The sequence below is a fragment of the Metabacillus arenae genome, assembly GCF_014773385.1.
In the GTDB taxonomy this organism is placed as follows: Bacteria; Bacillota; Bacilli; order Bacillales; family Bacillaceae; genus Metabacillus_D; species Metabacillus_D arenae.
Genome location: NZ_JACXAI010000002.1, coordinates 22,618 through 48,008 on the forward strand (window position 1 = coordinate 22,618; position 25,391 = coordinate 48,008).

The 25,391-nt window shown below is 36.8% G+C and carries 20 protein-coding genes and 1 pseudogene; 2 read left to right on the plus strand and 19 right to left on the minus strand.

All coding sequences use genetic code 11. The features are described from left to right. Positions 1-136: 136 nt before the first annotated feature. From IC621_RS01690 to IC621_RS01725, 8 genes are all read right to left on the minus strand, one after another. The gene (locus tag IC621_RS01690) at positions 137-1,474 is read right to left on the minus strand and encodes a TRAP transporter large permease (protein ID WP_191155122.1); all 1,338 of its coding nucleotides are present in this window, start codon (positions 1,472-1,474) and stop codon (positions 137-139) included. After that, positions 1,471-1,956 (minus strand): TRAP transporter small permease, encoded by a 486-nt coding sequence (locus IC621_RS01695; protein WP_191155124.1) that lies wholly within the window; start codon positions 1,954-1,956, stop codon positions 1,471-1,473. The genes IC621_RS01690 and IC621_RS01695 overlap by 4 nt, the downstream gene beginning before the upstream one ends. A 25-nt stretch (positions 1,957-1,981) precedes the next feature. Then, positions 1,982-2,986 carry a DctP family TRAP transporter solute-binding subunit gene (locus tag IC621_RS01700; RefSeq protein WP_318152995.1) on the minus strand — a complete coding sequence of 335 codons (1,005 nt, stop codon included), beginning with the start codon at positions 2,984-2,986 and terminating at the stop codon, positions 1,982-1,984. Between the two features lie 85 nt (positions 2,987-3,071). After that, positions 3,072-3,389, minus strand: coding sequence for a Zn-ribbon domain-containing OB-fold protein (locus IC621_RS01705; RefSeq protein ID WP_191155126.1), 318 nt, complete (start codon positions 3,387-3,389; stop codon positions 3,072-3,074). A gap of 2 nt (positions 3,390-3,391) precedes the next feature. Then, the gene (locus IC621_RS01710; RefSeq protein WP_191155128.1) at positions 3,392-4,528 is read right to left on the minus strand and encodes a thiolase domain-containing protein; all 1,137 of its coding nucleotides are present in this window, start codon (positions 4,526-4,528) and stop codon (positions 3,392-3,394) included. Continuing rightward, entirely contained in the window at positions 4,525-6,006 is a 1,482-nt protein-coding gene (locus IC621_RS01715; RefSeq protein WP_191155130.1) for a class I adenylate-forming enzyme family protein, read from the minus strand. The genes IC621_RS01710 and IC621_RS01715 overlap by 4 nt, the downstream gene beginning before the upstream one ends. Before the next feature lie 2 nt (positions 6,007-6,008). Continuing rightward, complete coding sequence (locus IC621_RS01720; RefSeq protein WP_191155132.1) at positions 6,009-6,494, minus strand: PCC domain-containing protein; 486 nt, start codon at positions 6,492-6,494, stop codon at positions 6,009-6,011. Positions 6,495-6,510: 16 nt separating this feature from the next. Next, a complete protein-coding gene (locus IC621_RS01725) occupies positions 6,511-7,296 on the minus strand; it encodes an SDR family NAD(P)-dependent oxidoreductase (protein WP_191155134.1) in 786 nt (261 codons plus the stop codon). Positions 7,297-7,924: 628 nt separating this feature from the next. Here IC621_RS01725 and IC621_RS01730 point away from each other — a divergent pair. Then, positions 7,925-9,358 carry a sigma-54 interaction domain-containing protein gene (locus IC621_RS01730; protein WP_191155136.1) on the plus strand — a complete coding sequence of 478 codons (1,434 nt, stop codon included), beginning with the start codon at positions 7,925-7,927 and terminating at the stop codon, positions 9,356-9,358. Positions 9,359-9,507: 149 nt separating this feature from the next. On the opposite strand, the gene IC621_RS01735 is transcribed toward IC621_RS01730, so the two are convergent. The 10 genes from IC621_RS01735 to IC621_RS01780 all read right to left on the minus strand — a co-directional run bounded on the left by IC621_RS01735 (position 9,508) and on the right by IC621_RS01780 (position 22,576). Next, positions 9,508-11,055 (minus strand): C45 family peptidase, encoded by a 1,548-nt coding sequence (locus tag IC621_RS01735; protein WP_191155138.1) that lies wholly within the window; start codon positions 11,053-11,055, stop codon positions 9,508-9,510. A gap of 80 nt (positions 11,056-11,135) precedes the next feature. Next, positions 11,136-12,617 carry a gamma-glutamyltransferase family protein gene (locus tag IC621_RS01740; RefSeq protein WP_191155140.1) on the minus strand — a complete coding sequence of 494 codons (1,482 nt, stop codon included), beginning with the start codon at positions 12,615-12,617 and terminating at the stop codon, positions 11,136-11,138. After that, a complete protein-coding gene (locus IC621_RS01745) occupies positions 12,614-13,288 on the minus strand; it encodes an N-formylglutamate amidohydrolase (protein ID WP_191155142.1) in 675 nt (224 codons plus the stop codon). The genes IC621_RS01740 and IC621_RS01745 overlap by 4 nt, the downstream gene beginning before the upstream one ends. Then, on the minus strand, positions 13,257-14,291 hold the full coding sequence (locus tag IC621_RS01750) for an ABC transporter ATP-binding protein (RefSeq protein ID WP_191155144.1): 1,035 nt from the start codon (positions 14,289-14,291) through the stop codon (positions 13,257-13,259). The genes IC621_RS01745 and IC621_RS01750 overlap by 32 nt, the downstream gene beginning before the upstream one ends. Continuing rightward, positions 14,264-15,283, minus strand: coding sequence for an ABC transporter ATP-binding protein (locus tag IC621_RS01755; protein WP_191155146.1), 1,020 nt, complete (start codon positions 15,281-15,283; stop codon positions 14,264-14,266). Before IC621_RS01755 ends, IC621_RS01750 begins: the two co-directional genes overlap by 28 nt. 18 nt (positions 15,284-15,301) lie before the next feature. Continuing rightward, on the minus strand, positions 15,302-16,213 hold the full coding sequence (locus IC621_RS01760) for an ABC transporter permease (RefSeq protein ID WP_191155148.1): 912 nt from the start codon (positions 16,211-16,213) through the stop codon (positions 15,302-15,304). A 12-nt stretch (positions 16,214-16,225) separates the two neighbouring features. Then, on the minus strand, positions 16,226-17,158 hold the full coding sequence (locus IC621_RS01765; RefSeq protein WP_191155705.1) for an ABC transporter permease: 933 nt from the start codon (positions 17,156-17,158) through the stop codon (positions 16,226-16,228). A 55-nt stretch (positions 17,159-17,213) separates the two neighbouring features. Further along, the gene (locus tag IC621_RS01770; RefSeq protein ID WP_191155149.1) at positions 17,214-18,776 is read right to left on the minus strand and encodes an ABC transporter substrate-binding protein; all 1,563 of its coding nucleotides are present in this window, start codon (positions 18,774-18,776) and stop codon (positions 17,214-17,216) included. Then, on the minus strand, positions 18,760-19,956 hold the full coding sequence (locus tag IC621_RS01775) for a M20 metallopeptidase family protein (RefSeq protein ID WP_191155151.1): 1,197 nt from the start codon (positions 19,954-19,956) through the stop codon (positions 18,760-18,762). The genes IC621_RS01770 and IC621_RS01775 overlap by 17 nt, the downstream gene beginning before the upstream one ends. A 322-nt stretch (positions 19,957-20,278) precedes the next feature. Continuing rightward, positions 20,279-22,576: a helix-turn-helix domain-containing protein gene (locus IC621_RS01780; RefSeq protein ID WP_191155153.1), complete on the minus strand. Its 2,298-nt coding sequence runs from the start codon at positions 22,574-22,576 to the stop codon at positions 20,279-20,281. A 457-nt stretch (positions 22,577-23,033) separates the two neighbouring features. Between IC621_RS01780 and IC621_RS01785 the strand changes: the two are divergent. Beyond that, positions 23,034-23,126 (plus strand): annotated as a pseudogene (locus tag IC621_RS01785) (IS3 family transposase); the annotation flags it as partial. 98 nt (positions 23,127-23,224) lie between these two features. Here IC621_RS01785 and nasC read toward each other — a convergent pair. Continuing rightward, entirely contained in the window at positions 23,225-25,369 is a 2,145-nt protein-coding gene (gene nasC / locus IC621_RS01790) for an assimilatory nitrate reductase catalytic subunit NasC (RefSeq protein WP_191155155.1), read from the minus strand. Positions 25,370-25,391: the final 22 nt, after the last annotated feature.

Below are 25,391 nucleotides of genomic sequence, written 5' to 3' on the forward strand. Positions count from 1 at the left end.
GTCTTGTTTTCACATAATCCCAAAGCAAATTCATAATTCCTTTTAGAAAGAAGGTTAATCATTTTCGTATGTTAAATATCTAATGTTAACTGAAAATATTACTATTAACCATTGATTGTTCCAGCATGTCTAAACCCTATCTAACATTCAACAAATCCGGCAAAAATGTTGAAAGCTCTGGAATATAAGTTATTAGAAGTAAGACAACTATAGCAGAAATTAAAAATGGCAAAATCGCTTTAGAAATACTATGAAGTTTTACATTCCCTATTCCACAAGCAACATAGAGGTTGATTCCTACTGGAGGGGTAAACAAACCAATCGCTAAATTTACAGTCATAAAGATCCCGAATACGGTTGGATCAATATTGAAATGAAGGATCACAGGAATTAAGATCGGTACGAAAATATAAAAAGCTGAAATGGCATCAATAAATGCACCTGCAATAAGTAAAATCACATTTAAAAGCAATAGAATGATGATAGGATTTGAACTGATGGATAGTAATGAATCAGCAATCGATTTGGCAATTTCTTCTGTTGTGATGATATAAGCAAATAAGGAGGCTGCACTGACAATTAACATGATGACAGCTGTTTGAACTCCGGATTCATATAGAATTCGATAAATTTGTGAAATTTTCAAATCGCGGTAAATAAATATACCAACAAAAAATCCATAAAATACTGCTACAACTGCAGCTTCTGTCGGAGTAAAAATACCGCCATAAATTCCTCCTAAAATAATGACCGGCATTAGAAGTCCCCATATAGCTTCACGAAATGCACGAAACACTTCTTTTGGGGTTGCCTTCTCTCTAGTTTCAATTGTTGCAGCAACTTCATTTACTGGAAGTACATGATTTAGCAAATCTCGTTTTCTTGCATAAATCGCTGCGATAATAAAGCCAATTCCGAGAAGAAGACCTGGGATGACTCCTGCAAGAAACAATCGCTCAATCGAAATGTTTAATTGATCTCCAGATACAATGGCAAAAACGATCATCGCAATACTTGGAGGAATAACAATTCCTATTGCACCGGAACTAGCCAACAGGGCGCTCGCTGATTCTTTTCTCATACCATTTTTAACAAGCGCCGGAATTAAGATACCACCAATCGCTGCTACAGTAGCTGGACCCGATCCTGAAATTGCTGCAAAGAAAATCGCTGTAATCACAGTGACTAGAATAATGCCGCTTTTAAAATGACCTACACATACATTCGCAAAGTTAATCAGCCTTCGTGATATTCCTGCATATTCCATAATGACTCCTGCAAGGATGAAAAATGGAATTGCCAGCAGTGTGAATTTCGCAATGCTTGCATACAGGATATCTGGCAGGAGAGTAAAGCTTGAGAAACCCCAATTGATTAGAATAACAGCTATTGAAGAACCAGCAAGTGCAATGGCGATAGGGACTCTGAGCAATACGAAAAGCGCAAATAGTCCGAATAAGATAAGCGCGTTCATGAATTCATCCCCTCTACTTTATTAAGATCTTTCCACTCTTTGACTCCCACCTCTATTGACCGATATAAGCAGAAAATACTGCCAATAGGAAGGACCATTGAAAATACCCATTGCTGCATGCCAAGTGATGGTGTAATCAGTTTTCTTTCCATTTGAAACAGCATCATATCATAACCGTAGTAAGCAAGAAGAAAAAACACAGTAGAGATAAGAGCGGTACTAAACAAAATAAGAACCTTTTTTGAGATAACATTTGCTTTTTCAAATAGTAATGAAAATCCAAGGTGAGCATTTTTCCGTAACCCTACCGCAGCACCAAAAAATGTAAGCAACACAAAGAGATTAATTGTAATTTCCTCGGTAAATGACAATGAATAGTGAAAGAAGTATCTTGAAATGACATTTGTAAAGGTGATGACTGACATTGCCAACATTGTAATAGCGAGAATAAAGTTTTCAATATAACTAATCACTTTAGACATATACATCCCTCCATTATGATGGATTTTATTTTCGAAACGTTTCAAGCAAGTCTGATCCCCATATAGACTCATATTCCTCATAAATTTTTTCGGATGCTTTCCTAAACAATTCGATTTCAGCATCTGTCGGATAAACAAATTCCATTCCTGCTGCCTTTAATTCCTCAATCTGTCTTTGTTCTTGCTCTCTCGCTAGTTTTATTTGATATTTGTTTGCGTTTTCCGCCGCCTTTTTAATTATTTTTTGATCATCTGGATGCATACTATCGAATTTTTCTTTATTCATTCCAAAAATAAGCGGGTCGTAGGAGTAATTCCACATACTAATGTATTTTTGAACTTCCTCCAATTTAGAAGATTTAATAACATCAATTGGGTTTTCCTGTCCGTCTATTGTTCCTTGTTGAAGAGCTGTAAACACTTCTGAAAAAGCCATTGTTGTAGGATCAGCTCCTAATTCTCTCCATAAATCTGAAAACATTTTAATTCCAGGAATACGAATTTTCAGATTCTCAATATCTTCAGGATTTTTTATCGGCCTAACATTATTTGTAACCTGCCGGAATCCGCTTTCACCAAAACCTAATGGTTCAATGCCATTTTCTAAAAGAATTTTCTTAAGGGCTTCGCCGCCTTCTCCCTTCATTTTCTTATCTGCCTCTTCCAAGTTTTTAAATAAAAATGGTGCAGAGATAACACCAAGCCGCTTCTCAAAAACAGAATAAATAATCGGTGAGTGATAACTTAGATCTGTCGACCCTTTTAAAAGCATTTCAACACCTTTAGCCGAATCTCCAGCAGACAACTGTTCATTTGCATATACTTTAGTCTTAATACGGCCATTTGTTTTTTCTTCCACTTCTTTGGCAAAATGCATGGCTCCCTTATACCAAGTAGAAGATTCACTTACTGTAACAGACATTTTCAAATTGTAGCTTTTCTCTTTTGCTGATCCGTCTACTACAGTTCCACATCCAGCTAACCCAACTGAAATGATAGCGCTTACAAAACAAATTACTAATTTCTTCACTCAACTTCCCCCCAGCTAGCTCAGTTATAAAGCAGGAACTCGAGTTAAACCGAATTCCTGATAAAAAATTAAGACAATTATACTATTAATCTTTATTTATTGAAAACCAGTAGACTGAGTTTTCAATGTCAACTAGTTCAACCTTCCGATCGATAATAGGTTCACCATCGACCATTCGAGCTGTAATTCGCGGTCCATTATCTAAATCAACTAGAACAATATGATAGGGAACCTGTGAAGTAAACATTTCTGGTGCAGTATAGATCGTTGTGAAGGAGTAAATTGTTCCTTTCCCACTTGTTTTCTTTTCAATCAGATCACCGTTATGACAATTAGGACATGCATATTTTGGTTGAATAAACTTTTTGTCGCATTTTTCACATATAAGTAATGTAATGTCCATGTTTACACCCCGCTTCCTTCGAAAATATGGACCGTAGAGAATGCGCCTGTTCCTCCTAAATTTTGCGCAAGCCCTATTCTTACTCCCTCAACTTGATTGACAGCTGTTCTTCGAAGCTGACTGACAATTTGAACAATTTGCGATATGCCTGTCGCACCAATCGGATGTCCGCGTGATAGGAGTCCACCACTTGTGTTAACAGGAACTTTTCCTCCATGCTTCGTCAAACCTTGTTCGACTGCTTTCCACCCAGTTCCTTTTTCAAACAGTCCCAAGTCTTCAATAGCTAATATCTCAGTCATGGCAAAACAATCATGAAGTTCGACTACATCAATATCGTCTGGTCCAAGACCTGCTTCCTCATAGGCCTGGCGGGCAGATTCTTGAATAGCTTCTATACTTAATAAATCAGGAATATCCTGCATAAGCGGAGGTCCTGACGCCTGACCTGATGCAAGAACTTTTACTCCTGTATTACCCGCAGTAATAACAACAGCTGCAGCACCGTCTGTAATTGGGGAACAGTGAAACAATCCCAGAGGTGATGTAATTGGACGTGCATGCATTATTTCATCGATGCTTGTTTCCTTTTGGAACTGGGCTTTCGGATTATGCATAGCATACTCCCGATTTTTAACAGCCACCATGGCCAGATGCTCTTCTTTTGCTCCGTATTCATACATATAACGATTGGCAACCACGCCGAAAAATCCCGGGAATGTAAGTCCAGAAATCCCTTCATTTGAATCATTATCCATAGCTGAATTAATAGCTTGAGTGACGAGATTCGTAGAAGCATGAGTCATCTTTTCAACCCCTGCAACCAACACCGTATCGTAAATACCAGCAGCGACCATATGATAAGCCTGACGAAAGGCAATTCCGCCGGAGGCACAGGCTCCTTCCGTTTTTGTTGCTGGGATTGGACCTAGTCCTAATTCTTTAGCCAATATTGAGCCGATAATTTCTTGTCCGGCAAGTTGTCCGCCTAGAAAATTTCCTACATAAATGGCATCAACCTTTGGATTTCCTGCATCAATTAAGGCTTCTTTACAAGCTGAAATTGCGAGTGATTTTAAGGAAGCCTCATTCTTACCAAATTTGGTCATTCCAAGTCCAATAACTGAAGCATTTCTCATACCGTTTTCCTCCAATATGATTCTCGAATTTCTTTTCGCATTATTTTTCCGTAAGAACTTTTTGGCAGACGATCAACAATATAAATTTGCTTCGGCTTTTTAAAACTAGCAAGATGTTCTTTACACAAGTCAATGAGTTCCTGCACTGTCACATGCTCTTCATCGCGAAGCACAACATGTGCACAAACTGATTCCCCCCACTTTTCATCAGGGACACCAAATACGCATGTTTCTTTTACAGCGGGATGTAAATTTAATACTTCCTCTACTTCGCGTGGGTACGTATTGGCCCCGCCGCTAATAATGACATCTTTTTTTCGATCCACAATGTGGAGAAAGCCGTTTTCATCTGCCCACCCAAGATCACCAGTATGTAACCAACCATTTTTAATTGCATCAGCAGTTGCCTCTTCATTATTCCAATAACCCTTCATGACCAATGATCCACGGCAAATAATTTCACCAATATTTCCAGATGAAACTTCCTTACCGTGATCATCTACGATTTTAACCTCAACAAAAGGTCCAGGCGCACCGCAAGAAGCGAGTCTTTTCCCTAGTTCGTGTCTTGGCATCGCAGTAATTGTCATTGGTGCTTCAATCTGCCCAAATGTTTCCACAATTTTAGGTCCCAGAATATCAAGTGCCAATTTTATTTTTTCCGAGGCCATTGGAGCTCCTGCCATATTAATTGTTTTCAATGAACTAAGATCACGCGATGGTAAGCTTTCTTCGTGAATCATTAGATTAACCATGGTCGGAACGAGGAAAAATGTTGTAATTCGTTCTTTTTCGATAGATTCTAGAAAATATTCAGGTTCGAATTTATTAAAAATCACTTGTTTAATCCCTAATAATAACGCGCTATGTGCAAGGAAATTTGATCCATGTGTTAGTGGCGCTGCATGGCCAACCACATCTTCTTGAGTCATATCGCATGTGGTGATCAAAGCAAGTGAACTTGATATAAAATTACGGTGCGACAACATCGCTCCTTTTGGCCTTCCAGTAGTACCAGAGGTGTACATAATCGCATATACATCATTCTCTTGAACCTCTATCTTCGGTTCGCTATTTGGAAACGAAGCAATCCAAGCTTCGTACTCATTTCCTACTTTTACAACAGGAATCTTACAGTTAACATGTTCAATTAAATAGTCTTCTCCAATTAATATGCTTGCTCCCGAGTCCTCCAAAGCATATTGATGTTCTTTTGGGTGTAGTCGATAATTTAACGGTACTTTGATAAGTCCTGCAATCGCAATCGCTACATCTAATTCAATATGCTCCATTCGGTTCGACATTAGAATGGCTACACGGTCTCCTTTGGATAAACGTTGTGAAATTAAAGCGTTGGCTAAACGCAATGAACGTTCTTTTAATTGAGAAAATGTATAAGCCTTGGATCCATCCAATAAAGCTTGTTCATTTGTCCTCTTATTAAACGTTTTCAAATAGACTTTGCCCAATGTCTCCAATTTTATGAATCTCCTTTCTTAAAAGTAATGGTTTGAAATCCTAACTGTTGTTTAAATGTACGAACGGCCTCAATGCCTTTTCCAACTTGAATGGTGAACTCAACTGTAATTAATGTTGGATTGTTGCCAGGGAAAATATGACCTCCAAAAATGTTTCCCTGATCATCACCAAATAAAGCATGTAAATGGAAATCGGTCATTCCATCTTCATTTTTGCACAAAAATCCCGAGCCTTTTACAAGCTCGATCGGTCCATTCTCAATGATTAAATCACTATAAGTCAATTTTCCGTTTTCGTCTTTTATTAGGTACACATATCCTGCTTGAGAAAGAGAACCGATGCAGGTTACAACTCCCGAGTGAACATCGTATTTCTTATATTCTTTCATAATCCCTTCCATAATGTCAGAACCTTCCGTTAATGCCCCAAAGATAATCCCGTTCTTTTCATCATATATAGAGTGGTTTTGAACTTTTTCGCTGATCACTTCTAGCCCTCCTTTGTTACCCAATTGCCAGTCCTCCACACACTTTAATAACTTGACCTGTTACATAATTTGAAGCAGGGGAAGCAAGATAGACAACTGCTTCAGCAATATCCTCGGCAGATCCCATTCGTTTGATTGGTTGATTATCTAATGGATAATTTAAACTTTTCGTCATCTCTGACTCTACAGCTCCCGGAGCTACACTATTACAAGTAATCCCATGTTTGCCTACTTCTTTTGCCACCCATTTACTAAAAGCAATGACACCCCCTTTTGAAGCAGCATAAGCAGGACCAGAGCGGCCTGATTCAGCTCCTTCATGATTAGAAGTTGGTCCACCCATAATACCGGCAATGGAACTAACGTTTACGATTTTCCCATAACCTTGGTTAATCATATGAGGGTGGATTGCCAGTTGGGTGAACAAAAATGTTCCTCCAAGATTTGTATCTAAATCCCTAGACCAATCATCATCAGTCATATTATCTAATCCAATTCGGCCGCAAGTACCAGCGTTATTTACAACAATATCAATCCTCCCCCATTTGTTAGCGCTTTCATCAATGACTAGTTGAACTTCTTCTCTTTTTCGGATATCAATCTGGTAGGAAGCTGTTTCACTATTAGGAAAATCGTTGTTGATCTTATTAATAATCTCCTCGGCAGATAATAAATCGACGATAACAACATTTGCTCCATTTCGAGCAAGGGCATATGCACACGCTGCTCCAATTCCGCGGGCAGCTCCTGTTACAATCGCTGCTTGCCCAGTCAAATCATGGTTTTTACTTAATTCCAACATAAACCTTCACCTCTTCTTTTAATTTTTTAAGCAGTTAAACTTCTTTTATTGAACCTTTTAAGCATTAATGAATAACAATTTCATTTACAACCATTCCTAATCGAAAAAATTCCCTCTTTATAATGATGATCATTCTTCCTTAGCTTGCTTGATTTACTTGATGCAATTTACGTGCCAACTATGGAAGGACAGGATTTTTCCAAAACATTTAACATTATATGATCGGCCAATTAATTTTTCAATTAAAATAGCATAAATACTATGGCAAAAACGCTATAATAATTGCGTTTTTGCCATAAAAATTTATAGTAAACAGAAATTTAAGATTGAATAAAATAGATACCTTCATTGCCTTCTACTAATTTGTAAGCCTGGTCAGCCTTTCATTAGTCATTGGTTACCCATTTATATCAATGACTTGTTTTTATAAGCAGTTTTAATGGAGAGTTTAACTTTATTACATTTATTGGTGTCGACCTTCTAGTTTCTTTAGATTTTTGAGCATGTTTTGTACAAACGGAGTATATTTCTAATCAGTAATAATCATTTGAAATTGCATTAATACTATGGCAAAATTGCTATACATATCGCAATTTAACGATAAGGATAATAAAGGAGATTAATAGAAATGGAGAATATCCATGACAATGCGAAGAAAATTTTTAATAAAAATTATGATTCAGAGTTTTTACTTCGTAAGCTGATAGGCAGTTCATATGACGGCATTACCATTACGGATCCAGCTGGACGTACTATTTGGTATAATGATTCTTTTTTAAGAATGTCTGGCTTACTTCCTTCTCAGCTGGATAATTACACAATATTTGAAATTGTTGAAAAAGGTTGGTTGAAAGATTCTGCCTCCATGGAATCTATTACGAAAAATGTAACCGTTACCAAATCGGTGACATACCCTACTGGAGTCGAGGCATTGATTTCAGCTACACCAATTTTTGACGATGAAGGGAAATTGCTTTATACCCTTGGAAATGTGCGGGATTTAACAGAACTTAATAACCTAAAGCATCAATTGGATGAAACCACTGCGCTTACAGAAGGGTATAGGCAGACATTGCAAGAGGTACAGCTGACAAGCGTTGATGGTAATCAAATTATCTATCGCAGCACAATCATGGAAAAAATCATTTCACTTGCTCACAAGTTCTCTGTAGTCGATACGCCTATATTAATTTTAGGAGAATCAGGAGTAGGTAAAGACGTTTTGGCCAATTACATTCATTTCATAAGTGATCGAAAGGATAAAGGTCCTTTTGTTAAAATCAATTGTGGAGCGATACCCGAGCATTTGTTAGAATCAGAACTTTTTGGATACGAAGCTGGCTCCTTTACTGGAGCAGGACGCCAAGGTAAAGTTGGGCTGTTTGAAGTGGCTCATAATGGGACGATTTTTTTAGATGAAGTTGGGGAAATGCCGTTATCTTTACAAGTAAAATTATTAGGTGTTTTACAAGATATGAAGATCCAGCGTGTGGGCGGAACGAAGCAAATACCAATTGATGTTAGGATAATTGCTGCAACAAATGCTAATTTAGAGAAAATGATAAATGAAAAACAATTCCGAAGTGATCTCTATTTTCGATTAAATGTGTTGTCTCTCAATATTCCCCCTCTCCGTGAGAGACAAGAGGATGTGTTTGTTCTTTTAATCCATTTTCTAAAAATGTTTAATCGGAAACATAATATGAATAGGTCTTTCTCTTCTTCCACAATCGATTTACTACTTTCTTATCAATGGCCGGGGAATATACGTGAATTAAAAAATGCCGTCGAACAGCTTATTGTTATATCAGACACAGATATCGTAGATGACTCCATGGTTCCAACCAATATACGCAATGCGAGGACAGAGGTACAAGATATCAAAGCAGAGTTCATTCCCTCAGCAGTACCTGAATTAACTTTAAAAGAAATGACTGGCCAATATGAAAAAAAGGTTCTTGCCTATTTTTTGGAAAACTATAGACCGATGAAGCGTTGCGCAGATGCGCTTGGAATTGATTACACTACTTTAGCTAGAAAGAAAAAGAGGTATAAGCTTTGATTACTTTTAACTGAGATTCTTAAAAAGTCACACAGTCCGGTATAAATCTATTAAAAGTCGTGTCAACCCCCTTCCTTATTCTGGTTGTTCAACACTTAATTTAGGTTAATAAGACGCCTGAATGAATGTTTTCAGACGTCTTTATCCTATTAAGGAGTAGTTTCATTAATATAATGAGTTTTCATTGTCTTAATGATATCTTTTTGCCAGGCAGCCATTTCTGCTTTTAATGTTTCATGATCACGATCACCATTTCTCAAATCTTCAATAAAGGAATCATATTGATCAAAGGCCCAATTTTCGATCCCAAACGTATATTCCTGAATTCCACCTTCGCCATAATATTTTCCGCCAGTTAATGCTTGGATATCAATTTCATGAATTTCATTTCTTCCACAGCTGTAGCCGCAGGCTTCATCATTTGTATAATGATACACTTGCTTTCTTTTTTCATTGATCTTTTGATACATATCATTAAGCTCTATAGGAGGTTTACCCGCATAAGGAAAAAGAGGAACAAATATACTAACCGTCGGTTCACCTAATGCTACCCACATGGTGGTAAGTTTCCCGTCATACGGATCATCGATTTTGCTTCCCGTGAGAACAACCCCGAATGTGGAGACAAAACGGTTAAGGTGATATCCAGTCGATTTATTTTGACTAGGGAGATCGCCAATATTTTTTGATAAGCTTTCAATATCATATTTTGTTCCTAATGCATGAGAGCCAACATTTTTTTGGATAAAATATCGATAATCCTTTTTAAATGGGTCATCCATCCTTATCCCTGCACGCGTATGTCGCATAACTGCGCTTGAGGAATATTCCCAATCATGAATACCATCTGGCGTATTTCCGTTATTAACCACTTCATTATTAATGACTTCAGTTTTTTGATTATCAACAAAATACGGAAATCCATTTGGTTTTTGCCAATCTACTTTACTAAAATTTGTTCGCCAATCAAAACCACTGTAATCTCCATCATAAGGATTTTCAATATCTTTGTCGTCATCATGTTTATCGGCAAAATCTCCGTTTGCATTTTGAGCATATTCTTTCGTTACATTGTCTCTTGTAAAGCTGTCTCCATCTATTTCAAAAGTGGCTGCATTTCCCCATCTGTCAAAAACTGAGATAATGGTAGAGGTGTTTCTTGCACTGCTTTGATTAAATCCTCCGCCTTCATTTGTGTCACGAAGAATCTGCTCCACTTCATCAATATGCTCTGCACGTGATAGGATGAGATGATTTAGATAACCGCCTGTCATTCCCTTTTCAAGATCCTGTGAAATGGGAAAACCATTTTCTTGGGCAAAGCTCGAAGTAAGCGAGTGACCTGCTACTTGAACAAGACCAAGGCCTTTATCGTTTGCTCCAGCCCAAGGAACTTGCGTACTCGTGATAGGATCGATCCCTGAACTCCCTTTCGCGGTCACTCCCATATAATTAAACCGTGATTTGTATCGATCACCTGTACCAAAACTCGTTTGATCAGCTTCATAGTAATAAGGAATGACCTTCCATCCATCTGGCGTTGACCAATGATCCCGATTTTTCCATGCTACCGGACGCCCATCAATTGTTGAATCACCTGTTGAAATAGCAGAACTTGATGCAAATCCTTTATGGTATGGAAACAAAACAAATATGAGCAGAAAACAGATTCCGATAGATTTCAATTTTTTCTCCATCATAATCCTCCCTTTTTAATCACACTCTCGTTATGCAGCTCCAATTGGCCTATTACCTATTTCGCTATCGCATACAGACACTAACTATTACTGAAAGCTTCACTTATAATTGTTGTTCCTCCTCTTCTAGGATCAGCACCTCCTTTCATCACATTATTTTCATCTATTAAAAGACCATGAACGCCGCCAAAGAAAAAAGGGTTCGTATTTGGAAAACATTTAAACCCCAAGTTTTCTAGATAGTTTTTTTCCTTGCAAGGCAACATTTCCTCTATATAAATACTAGAATCCTCGATAAAAAATCTTGGATCAGAAAGAGCTTGTTTAAAGCCTGCTTTATTTTTCAGCAATTTAATTAATATCAGGGTGAGAATAGTTGGTATTCTTTTGCCTCCTGATGCTCCTATCACAATCCTGCTTCCCTCTTTTGAAAAAAGCAAAGAAGGAGCAATATGACTTGCTGGTCTTTTTCCAGGTGCAGGACTATTAGGCAATCCTGCTTCATTTTCAAAATTTCTTAACTGATTGTTTAGAAAGAAACCGTCTATTAAAATACCTGAACCGAAAGGATCACTAATTGTATGGGTTGCTGAGACCATCATCCCTTCTTGATCGACAATGCTAAAATGAGTGGTATGGTTATACTCATTAATGAGAGAAACAGTTTTCGTTTTGTTGCTGCTCATTTTAAGCTTGTTTATATAGGATTCACTTATCAATTCTGTTTCGGGAACATATACAAAATCAGGATCCCCCATCCAATGACTTCGATCATGATGGCATTCATTCATTATTCTTGCTAAATTCAGCAGAAAATCGATTTTGTTATCTTGTTCAATTTTCAGTTTTTCTGCTAAAGATAGTGCTTGAATTAATGTAATGCCCCCCAGAGGAGCTGGTGCGGTATAAAGTCTATGACTTGAAAAGCTGCCTACAACAGGCTCTCTTTTTAACAGTTTATAGTTATGAAAATCACATTCTTCTAAACCCTCTATTTTCCCGCTTATCTTCCCCGCCAATTCACCAAAATAAAAATAGGATGAACCAAAAGCTTGAATATAACGCAGGGTTTTTGCCAGCTCCTTTTGAATTAATCGTTCCCTGCTTTTTAAAGGCATACCAAATGGATAAAAATGAGGAGCCTTTTCCTTTTTTATATTTTGAGCAATTACTAATCTTTCATGGAAAATAGAATGAATAGAAAAGCCATTTTCAGCAAGATCAATCGCATCATTTAGAAGATCGCACCATTGTAATTTGCCATGTTTTTGATGAATGGCTTCCAATCCTTGAACAAGCCCTGGTACTCCTACTTTAGCTTCTGAAATAACGCCGGATTTGGGAGCACATTCCCGATAATCATAAAATAAAGGATTCTTTTGACCGCGTTGGTGAAGTAACATAACACCTCCTCCACCGATTCCTGATGCGTATGGTTCTACAACACCTAAAACAAAAGAGATGGCAATTGCTGCATCTACCCCGTTCCCGCCATTTTCTAACACCTTGACTCCAGATTTGACCGCGAGAGGGTGAGCTGCACTTATTCCAAATTGTTTCATTGTTCCCTGCTTTCCTTTGAAAGAGTCATTACGATCTCTTTTAAAGAATCTAGCAATTTCATAAATTGAGTTAGATTTTCTAACGGTGTGCGATATTTTGCATGAATTTCCATTTGAACACAAGGAATATTCAATTTTGTAGATACAAAGGAAGTAACAGTACCCGGGTGAAGCGCAGGAAATGTATCGTTTTCTCTTACATCCAGAATATGATATTTGGAAAAAACCTGTTTCATCATTTCTATATGTTTGAAATCCGCAGACTTCCCATTCATCGTTCCTAAATCAATGTCAAAAGTTCGTCCTGAAGATGCACCATGAAGATCAATCATAAATAAGATATTGTTTTTCACAATCACCTCTTCTAAACATTTTTTATACCTGCCTCCGTTTACATAATTAGGATCTTCCTCTGTTGTTTTTTTGGAATAGATACAATAGCAGTCAGTTAGATCGTTCATGAGTAAACCGATAGCCCCTGTGTAGTCATCAGCCTCCTTTCTATTACCGTTTCGATAATGAACGACAGAGTGCGGCATTGATAGTAAAACAGGAAGAGAACCGAATTTCGCACCTACAGCAGAGTTGGATTGTTCAATACCCTCGTATTTATTAAATTTAAAGAATGATTCATACATTTCAGTTAAATTCGTAAGTTGTTCCGTGTCCATCAGCTATCCTCCTTTTGGCTTGAAGGGGAAAATGACAAGCGACCATATGTGAATTTTCCTTTTCTATTAATTCCGGGGCTTCATGTTTACATTTATCGGTAGCAATTGGACATCTAGTATGAAACCTGCAGCCTTTAGGAAGATTTAATGGACTTGGCATTTCTCCAGAGATTTCTTTTCTTTCCGATACATTTCTTAATATTGGGTTTGAAATTGGAATGGAAGAAAGCAATATATCTGTATAAGGATGTTTGGGTGACGTTATAATTTGTTCCTTCGTTCCTATTTCTACAATTCTTCCTAAATACATGACAGCAATTCGTGTTGAAATATATTTCACTGCCGGTATACCATGTGCGATAAAAATAAGAGATAAATTATATTCTTTTTGCAATTTTAAAAGTAGATTTAATATTTGAGCCTGTATTGAAACATCTAAGGCAGATACTGCTTCATCACACACAATTAATTTTGGGTTCAGTGCGAGAGCTCTTGCAATTCCGATCCGCTGCCGCTGACCTCCACTAAATTGATGAGGATATCGATCGCTGAAATCAGCGTTTAGTCCCACAGTTTTCATTAAATCAAATACTTTTATCTTTAATTCCTTTTTCGTTAAAGACTTATGAGTTTTCAAAGGTTCTGCGATAATATCAAACACTTTCATCCTTGGATTTAAAGAGGAAAAAGGATCCTGAAAAATCATTTGAATATCAGCTCTTTTCACTCTTAATTCTTTGTTGGAAAGTTGATTTAGTTGTGTTCCGTCAAAAATAATTTCCCCCTCTGTAGGTTGCAGCAATTGCACGATCATTTGTCCAAGAGTGGATTTCCCGCACCCCGACTCTCCGACAATTCCAAGAATTTCTCCTTGAGATAATGTTAAATCTATTCCATCTACAGCCTTTAACGAAGACGATTCTCTTGAGTGCCACTTTTTATCAACCGTAAAATATTTTTTTATTCCTTTTAACTCTAGTAGGCTTTCAGATGTTTTTTGCACGTCTTCACCTCAAATTCATTTACCTCATCTGTTAACAGACAACGGATCATATGCCGATTGCTTCCCTTTAATGGGGGTACAATATGTTTACAATCGTCTACAGCAAAACGGCATCTTGGCTGAAATCTGCATCCGTAAGGCATGTTTAGAGGACTTGGAACAGTCCCTTCAATTGCTTCCAGCTTCTCATGAATCAAATCCATTTTAGGTGAACTATTGAGCAATGCTTTCGTATAAGGGTGTTGTGGACTTTGAAATAGAGTAAACACATCTGTTTCTTCTACTATTTGACCTGCATACATAACAATAACTCGATCAGCAACTTCTGCTACAACTCCAAGATCATGGGTAATAAGCAAAATTGACGTTCCTAAAGTTTCGGTTATTCCTTTTAAAATGCCCAAAATTTGGGCTTGTATCGTCACGTCTAAGGCAGTAGTTGGTTCATCCGCAATCATTAGTTTTGGATTACTGGATAATGCCATTGCGATCATGACTCTTTGTCTCATTCCCCCGCTTAGTGAATGTGGAAATTCCTTAAAGACTCTTTTAGGATCAGCAATCCCAACTCTTCTCAATAATTCTATCGATTTCTCTTTTGCTTTTTCTTTTGAGATTGCTTGATGGACGAGAATGGCTTCTTGGATTTGGTGACCAACTGAAAAAACAGGATTGAGGGCGGTTAATGGCTCTTGGAAAATCATCGAAATTTCATTGCCTCTCAATCTTCTTTTTTCTTTATTTGATAGATGAATAAGATCATGGTCGCCAAAGAGGATGCTTCCATCGACAATCTTTCCAGGTGAATCGATTAATCCTAAAATGGATAAGGAGGTTACACTTTTTCCACAACCAGATTCCCCTACTAAAGCAACTATTTCACCTTTGTTTATTTGGAAAGAAACACCATCTACAGAGGGAATGACCCCCTCATTCGTATAAAAATATGTCTTTAAATTCTTCACAGTTAGTAAAGGATCTCTTTTGCTCATAAGCTATTAACCTCCAATCTAAATATCATTTTTAATATTTGATCGTGGATCAAAAATGTCTCTAAGCCAGTCACCAAGCATTATAATTCCCAGGACACAAAAAGTAATTGCTAAGCCCGGGAATGTGGCAATCCACCAATGTGTGGCCAAATAATCACGGCCATCGCTTAATATTCCCCCCCATGAGACATCAGGCGGTTTGATGCCAAGCCCCAAAAAGCTAAGAGAAGCTTCTAGAATGATCGTCGTAGCAACACTTAGTGTTGAAACAACAGTTAAAGAAGACATAACATTTGGGACTAGATGTCTAGAGAGGATATAGAAGTCTTTTACTCCGACTGTCTTCGCTGCCTTAATAAATTCACGTTCTTTCAAACTTAATACTTCACTTCTAACGATCCTTGCATAGTTTACCCAGTTGGTTGCCCCAATAACGAGAATTAACGTAACTAGACTTGGACCGAACACCCCTAATATGACTAAAGTAAATAAAATATTCGGGATTGCTAAAAAGGAATCAACTATTCTCATTAATAAATTGTCAATCCATCCGCCATAGTAGCCTGAAATGAGACCAATCCATATACCAATAAAACCAGCTACAACAACTGAACTTACGCCCACAAGTAAAGAAACTTGGGTTCCATAAATAATTCTGCTAAGTAAATCTCTCCCCATATGATCCGTACCAAGCAAATGATCAGGATTTCCTCCATCACTCCAAACAGGTGGGATAAGAGTTGCCGTTATATCAACCTTTGTATGATCATGAGGAGCTAATAAAGGGGCTAATAATGCAACAATAATGAAAACTGACAGTATGATCAGCCCCAGGATTCCTGTCCTGCTTTGGAAAAGGATTTTAAATGGGTATTTTCTTTTTTTGCCGGTATGTTTTATAGGATTTGCGGCAGTTACAGGTGTAGACATCAAATACCTCCATTATTTTAAGGTTATCCGTGGATCCAAAAGACGATACAAAATATCGGCAACTAAGTTCATGAAGATAACTAGAATAGCAATTACAAAAACGCTTGCCTGAACGATTGCCATATCCCTCGTATTAATAGATTGTATTAATAATTGACCAAGCCCTGGCCACGAGAAAACAGTTTCCGTTATAATTGCACCACCAATTAAGGAAGATGTTTGCAAGGCCATAATCGTAACAACTGGAATTAACGAGTTTCTTAACGCATGTTTATAAATGATCCAAAATTCCTTTACACCTTTACTTCTTGCTGTTCTAATAAAATCCTGATGTAAGATGTCTAATATATTCGAACGAATCAAACGCGTCATTTGTGCGGCAATGCCTGTTCCAAGAGTAATGGCTGGTAAAATCAAATGAGCAATCGTCCCTCTCCCAGATACAGGAAATAAACCAAATGATACAGATAAAAGTAAAATTAACATAATACCCAGCCAAAAATTAGGCATTGCTTTTCCTAAAACCGCTCCCCCGCTAATGAACAGATCATAAAATGAATTTTTCTTCGTTGCAGACCAAACCCCTAGTGGAATGGAAATAAAGGTTGCCACTAAAATGGCGGCAAATGCTAATTCAAATGTAGCCGGGAGTCTTTCGAGAACTAATGGCAAGGCTTGCTGACCGTAAGTATAGGATTCACCAAACTGGCCTTTCAGCATATTTAACAGAAAAGTAAAATATTGAATATAAAAAGGTTGATCAAGGTTAAGGGCTTTTCTTAAGGCTTGTTGTTCCTCTTCAGTAGCATCTTCAGGCAACATCAAAAGGACTGGATCTCCCGCCATATATAATAGAGAAAAAACAATAAATGAGATGATCAATAAAACTGGTATTGCTTGGATGATCCGATTCACTACGTACTTGATTTTTAATCCCCTCCTCATATAGCCTGAGGTTAGCAAGGTCTTGTAACCTCAGGCAGTCATAAAATCTCAGATGCTATTTCTTCGTAATCTCCTGTGCGTACAGCATTTGGTCCGCTCTCGGCTTAAAATTGATATCATTACTCACACCATAGCTGTCACTTTGCAGGTATAGATAAATATGGGGTCTTTCTTCGGCAATTATTTCTTGCACTCGTAAGTACTGTTTTTTCCTGTCCTCAGGATTCATATTTGTGTTGGCCTGTGCTAATAGGGAATCAACCTCTGGATTCGAATACGATAATTCTTTTTCAGCTCTTTCAGTCGTATAAACATCCAAAGCAGTTGCAGCATCGAAAAGAGAGTTTCCATATGCTGCAAAGAACATTTCTTTATTTGCTCCTGCATTTCTCATTTCAGTAAACTTACTCCATTCCATCAAATCAATATTTACTTTTATCCCAACTTCAGACAGCATGGCTGCGATAGCCTCAACTACTTCTTTTCCTTTATAATAACGATCATTAGGAGCGTGCAATGTTAATTCCAATCCATCTGAATATCCAGCTTCTGCTAAGAGATCCTTCGCTTTTTCAACATCATATAAGGAAGTATCAAAAAGCTCAGGGTGATCCCCAAAGTTACCTGGAGTGACACGGGTTCGTGTTGGCACTCCTGCCCCTTTCAAAATATGTTCAGTCAGGGCTTTTTTATCTATAGCTAAATCGATGGCCTCCCTCACCCTCGGGTCTGAGGTTGGAAACTCTTCTTTCTGGTTAAGAGCAAGCAATCCGACAACATTTGAGGCACTTGTTATGACATTAGCTTCACTGCTGTTTTCAATCCGCTCAATTTCATTCGGAGGAGTGTTTAATACAATATCAACTCCGCCTGCAATCAATTCGTTAACCCGTGTAGAATCCTCGGCAATTTTTCTGAATTCTAATTGCTCCCAATCGGTTACAGTTCCTTCAAAATAATTGTCATACGGCTTTAAAACAATCTTTTCATCTCGTTTCCATTCTTTAAATTCAAATGGGCCGGTACCAATTGGTTTATTTAAAAAATGTTCCCATCCATTTTCTTCAATGTATTTCTTAGGCAGCATCCCAGAACCTATCCTTGAAAGTCTGTTCAACAAAGCAGGTTGAGGGCCATCTGTGATAATTTGGAATTTTAATTCCTCTAAAACTTTCACTTCAACTATTTGTTTGTATTGGGAATGCTCCTTTAAGCTTTCGTCCTTTGCAACCCTTTCAAGAGTAAACTTCACATCTTCTGCTGTAAAAGCATCTCCATTATGGAAGGTAACACCTTCTTTAAGCGTAAATTCCCATGTCGTGTCGTTTACAAGCTTATAGGTATCCACTAAATCAGGTTTAATTTCAAGATTTGAATCCCGTTTAAATAAATAATTAAATAAATTAACATGAATGGCTTCAGTTAAAATGGTATTGTGATTGTGAATATCAAAAGTTGTCATATCAACTGGCATGCCAAAGGTTAATATATTATCATCCTTTTTTACAGTTTCTTCTTTTTCACTTTCACCCTGAGTGCCGGCAGAAGAAGAACAACCTGAAATAAAAACTGATAATAAGACCATACATACTGCAAAAATACTAGTGAATTTTTTCATTTTTACCTCCCATTATGTGGCCCTGCTCCTGACCTTTATTTTCTTTTAAAAAATTCAAAGCATAATCAGCCATTAAAGCCGCTCCAATTGGCAATGCCTCCTCATCGATATCAAACATTGGGTGGTGATGAGGATAAATACACCCTTTTTCTTCACTTCTTGTCCCTAACCTGAAATAAATACCGGGAACCTGTTCCGTATAATAAGCAAAATCCTCTCCTCCCATTGAAGGTTTTTCTAGCTTACATTTACCTTCACCTAATATAGATGACGATGAATTCATTAATAGTGGAATTAGAGCTGAATCAGTTTTTACAGAAGGGTAACCTTCTATATAAGTAAATTGATAGGAAGATCCAAAACTTTCACAATGACCTTTTACAATTTGTTCTAGCTTTTTAGGAACAACCTTTCTCATTTCTTCGCTTAATGTACGAACCGTTCCTTCTATGGAAACGAATGGAGCGATAACATTTCTTGCGAAACCCCCATTAATTTTCCCAATTGTTAAGACAACAGGCTTTAATGGATCAGTTTGTCTGCTTACAATTTGCTGCAGACTTGAAATAATCTGGGAGGCAACTGTTATTGAATCTACTGATTTATGTGGGTGACCCGCATGCCCGCCATTTCCTGTGATAACTAAATCAAATCGATCTGAGTTTGCCGTGCAATCATTCGGACAAACACTAATGTATCCAGTTGGAAGAGAGGGTTGAACATGTAAGGCAGCAACTGCATCAACTTCAGGGTTTTTTAATACTCCTTCCTCAATCATTGATTTAGCACCTGCTAAGCCTTCTTCAGCAGGCTGGAACACCAGTTTTACATTTCCAGCCTCAAGCGGCTTATCCATCAATAACCTTGCTGCACCAAGTAATATCGCTGTATGAGCATCATGCCCGCACAAATGAGCGATATTATCCACTTTTGAAGAGTAAGCCTTGTTTTTTTGATCCTGAATAGGAAGTGCATCCATATCTGCTCTTAACATGATTGTGGAGCCTTCCCTCTTTCCCCTTATTAATGCTTCAATCCCCGTTTTTGCAAGTATCCTAATTTCTTTGATTCCCATGTCCATTAGTTCTTTTCTAATAATCTTAGATGTCCTTACTTCTTTGAATCCCAATTCTGGATTCTGATGAAAATCTCTTCTCCAATGGATGAGATCATTTTTCATTTTTAATGCTTCGTATATAATACAAATCCCCCCTTTTTTATTTTTCAGAAACTTATTCCTGCTTAATCGTTATTCTAAGTTTTCTGAATTTTTTATACAATAGTCAGTATTTTTAAATGTACAAAAATATCAAGAAGTGTTGATATATCAAGGTTCTATGCTAATTTTGGTCAATTTTTGTTATGTATTTTTTCGTAAAGACAAAAAATGACGGTTAATAATCCCCGCCATTTCGAAACTGTCTTATTTAATAAAAACAAAATTTCATCATCTGGGTTTTTCTCCTTTTGTCAGCCCGAAAATATCGGCCATCTGCGAACATTTATCCCCCACCTATTTTCTTTGATTTCTCAGAAAATTGTTTAGAATGGGATAATCGAAAATTATTAGGAGTAGTTCCAGTGATTTTTTTAAACAATCTCCCATATGTTCTTTCTGAATAACCGATCTTCACCGCAATTTCAGATATGTTCATGTCTGTCTGAAGTAACAGCTCTTTTGATTTTTCAACTTTTATATGAGATAAATAGTTTAAAAAGCTTTCTCCTGTTATTTTTTTAAACAGTCTGCTTAAATATGCACTGCTTAAACCTACCTTCTCTGCTGCTGATGTCAAAGTATGATCTTCATAAATGTGTTCTTTCATGTAAGATTTCACAAATTCAACTGCTTTTATCCCCTTCTTTTCACTAATCGTTTTTATTTGGTTTAAAACGAAAATAACCACTTTATTTTCAAACCATGCTTTGAATGCGATGAAGGACTGAAAATGAGAAAGCTTCCGAAAAGGTACTTCATAAAACAAATCAAATTGGTTGTCGCTAATCTCATCGAGTATTCTTTTAAATGAAACAAACAATATAAAGTAAGCATCGGAAATCATTTGACAATTTTTACAGTTATTTTCTATTTGAATGGACCATTCATTAAATTTTTGCAATGTATTCTCAAGATTATTATCTTTAAGTTCTTTAATAAGTTCACTCTCAATCTGGTAAGGATAGGAAAAAGGTCTGGTAGTCTCAACTTCTTCATAGTAATAAATTTTTTGATCTGCTTTTATGTATTTTTCTTTTAATGCTTCAGTTGCTTCATTAAACGATTTATTTATACCATCTAAGGAAAAATAGACTTTTCCAATTCCGATACATGCAGCTATTTTTAATGTTGAATAGAATGATTGTTGCAGGAGAGCAATTACTTGATTTGTCTCCACATGATAATTTTCTTCACTTATAGTTGAAAGCCAGAGGATTAATACAATTCCGTTATTTTCAATCGCCTCAACAATAAATCCCTCTATATTTTTTTGATCTAATACCTCACCTCCAATATTCCTAATCGCGAATAACATTAATCCTTTATCATGGAGTAGAGAATTTTGACTAGACAAGCCTGCATAAGGTTCAATAAAAATGACTCTGTAAGGCTTGTCAAAGTTCAATTGATTCGATAAGAGATCGATTGATTGTTTACTTGTGCCCATTTCACAGGGTCCATGCAATAATTTTAACCACGAATATTTTTCTAATTCCAGTGAATTTTTTTTCTTCCATTTTTCCAATGAAAAAATTTCCTTCAATAGGAGCTTTCTATTTTTTCGGAGAATATTCCAAATTTCTTCTTTATTTAACTTTTCAAGGGGAACATTCATTTCTTTTAAATACAGAACCATAGGTTTCAATAGCTTATTAGCTTGATAAAAAATATAGATACTACCTAATAAGATTAAAGAAAAGGCAAGTACAAAGAAAATCGAAGCCGTTTTACGGTGTGGAAATAGTCTGTCATTATCAATACGATAAACAGCAATTAAATCACTTGTGGTAGATTTACTGTAAAAATAAGTTTCCTTTGTTTCTTGATCAGTGTAATAATTATCTTGTTCAGATGACCTGTCTATTTCTTTTAAAGCTGACTGATATTTATTTGAGAGATAGGTCCCAAGAAATTTTTTATTAGAATGGGAAACTACTTTTCCTGAACGATTTAAAATATACATTTCACCAACTGTCTGGTATATATCTAATCCGTATATCCTTGAAAAAGCACTTTCGTATGTATGAACTGTTAAGTAAGCTTGCGGGAAATTAGAAATAACAGGAAGAGGCTGATAATAAGCCAGCAGGTCAGCTGCACCTTGCTCATTATAGTAGTCCCAGACTGGTTTTCTATTTGCTTCAACATTTTGATAGCTTGCAAGTAACTGATTAGATAAAGGACTTATTACGCCTTTCTCGCTGGAAATGATCATTTCCAGCTTTGGTATATAGAGATCGATACTGTATGAATCTTTAATTGATTTTTTTATATCCCGCAATTTAGTATGAATACTTTGAATATGATCATTTTCATTTTTCAAGTTGGAATTATAGATTAATTGATTGAGATCAGAATCCCCTACTAAATTTTTGGTGGATTTACTTATAAATTCTAACTCAGCATCCATTCTTTTTTTCACTTGACTTATATTTGCTAAATTTGATTGAAGAACCTGTTCATCTAAATAAGAAGTGAATATGGAATAGGACACAATAGAAAATAATAAAATGGGAATTGTAATACAAAGAATTCCGAATAAAAAAATACGTCTAAAATATAAGTTTTTAAAGGATTTCAACGTGGACACTCCTTATTTACAGACAAATGTATAATTATTAGAATATTAAAATAGTTCATTATATTATATCATGATTTAAATGGTTTAAAGGAAAAAATAGTATATTTAAGGCTTTTCATTTGAGATAAATAAATCAATTGAATAGGAAAAATAGTGTTTGCACAAGGTAATATTCGTATGTTATTTTTGGGGTGAAAGGAGGTATTGCTGTGGAACTTCATTTTTATAAACAGTATACCAAGTGTATTTCAATCGGCTTCCTTGCCGGCGGCTTCTTAGGAATAGTTGCTTCATTATTTACCTAGCCCCTTTTTTGGGGATTTTTTTCTGAATGGTCTACTATATCATGATTTCGTTTATCCTTTATTTGAAACTCCAGCCTTCAGAAATTTTGATGGCTGATTATTTTTGTACTTTCCATTTATCATTTCAAATCAAATTGACCATCTTAGGCTGGCATATAGTATTTTATAATCACAAACGAATCAAGGCAAAATTAAAAGGCATGAGCCCAGTACAATACCGAGCACATGCCCTACAAGCCGCCTAAACAAAAACTTGTCTAACTTTATGGGGTCACTTCACCTTCTTAAAGTAAGGAAAGCCGGCTATTTCTATCAAAAATGTATTTGGTGAAATTTGTTACTCCTAATTTTCCGACAAAACCGGGCTTACTTTAACTGCACTTACTTTAAAGCCTGGCATTTTGCAGGCAGGGTCTAAGTCTTCTGCTACTAATCGATTCACATTTTGAGTGTCTGCCCAATGAAAAGGAACAAAAACTGTATCTTGTCTAATTTTGTCTGACCATTTGCTTCTAACAACGATGCTTCCTCGCCTTGAATCTATTTTTACTAAAACATTGTCTTGGATGTTGTATTTTTTGGCTGTTGATGGATGAACCTCTAAATAGGATTCAAAATTTCTCGCAGATAATGACGCACTCTTCCTCGTTTGGACTCCGGTTAAATAATGGGACATGACTCTTCCAGTCGTTAAGTAAAGTGGAAACTCATCACACGTTTTCTCTTTTGAAACGACTGGATCGTTTGGAACAGTAACCATTTTCGCTTTTCCGTTTGAATGGGCAAAGGTTGCTTCAAACATCCTTTGAGTCCCCGGATGGTCAAGGTCTGGGCATGGCCACAATATTCCCCCTTCCTTTCTCAGTCGTTCATAAGTTATCCCATAATAATCTGCTATTCCTCCACGGCTTGCGATTCTTAGCTCATTAAAAATATCTTCTGCTTTTGAATAAGAGAAATAATTTCCTTTTCCGAGGGCTCGTGCTATATCACATATAATTTGCCAATCATGTCTTACTTCTCCGGGCATCGGTTTGCTTGCTTCTCTTAATGTCACGCGACCTTCAAGATTGGTCATCGTTCCTTCATCCTCTAAATAGGATGATGTCGGCAAAATTAAATCGGCTAGCCTTGCTGTTTCAGATTCAAATAAATCTACAGCTACCAGAAATTTTAATTTCTTTAATGCTTGTTTAACAAAATGGGCATTAGGATTAGAAACAACTGGATTTGAGCACATGAGAAACATACCTTTTATTTGACCCTCGTCTATTTTCTGGATCATTTCAAATGCGGATACACCTTTCCTTGGTAAATCTTCTTTACCTATCCCCCATACAGATGAAATATATTCCCGATGCTCCTCGTTTTCAATCATTCTGTATCCAGGCAGCTGATCCGCTTTTTGTCCATGTTCCCTTGCTCCTTGGCCATTCCCCTGGCCAGTAATTGCTCCATAACCACTATAAGGTTTCCCAATTTTTCCAGTTGAAATTAGAATATTTAAAAAGTTACGAACAGCCGCTGATCCATCAGTCTGCTGTTCAACACCTCTTGCAGTAAAAATCATACCTGATTCTTCACTGCCAAATATTCTAGCAGCTGTTTGGATTTGCTTAGCAGGTACCCCTGTTAAGCTTTCAATATCCTCTAAATTTATAGAAGAAACGTATTCTCTAATTTCTTCAAACCCTTCTGCCCGAGCTTGAATAAATTCCTCATCAATTAAATTTTCTTCAATAATTACTTTTAATAATCCATTTGCAAGAGCTGCATCTTTCCCTGGTCTCACTTTTAAATGTAAATCGGCTATTTTTGTTGTTGCTGTTTCACGAGGATCAATAGCTATAATATAAGCTCCATTTTCCTTTGCTCGTTCAAAGTAAGGCATGATGGTTGGCTGACATTCTGCAATGTTTGTCCCTGCCAAGATGATTACGCGGGAAAATGGGACTTCTGTTAAAGCATTCGTTAATCCCCGGTCCATTCCGAACGTTTGACTCGCAGCAGTTGCCGCTGCCGACATACACAATCGCCCATTATAATCGATGTATTTTGTTTTTAAAGCAACCCTTGCAAATTTTCCGAGAAGGTACGCTTCTTCGTTCGTAATGGATGCACTGCCATATACCCCTAAAGCATCAAAGCCATCTTCAGCTTGAATTTTAGTGAATTGTTCTTTAATAATGTCTAAGGCTTGGTCCCATGAGATTCGGACAAATTCTCCGTCCACTTTTAATAAAGGATATTTTATCCGATCACTATGCAAAGCATGCTGGTGTGCATTCATTCCTTTTATACATAAACGGCCCTCAGAAGTCGGGTTATCTTTTCCAACCGTAGTATACTTTTTTCTTGTCACTTTTGTTTGTTCGATTAATTCCATTTTACATTGCATACTGCAAAATGGGCATTGTGTCTGATAAGATTTTTCTGATTCAATTTCTTGCTGTTTTGATCGAAAATATTTTAATAACAAATCAGTCAAAGCTCATCAACCTCTCCCCTAG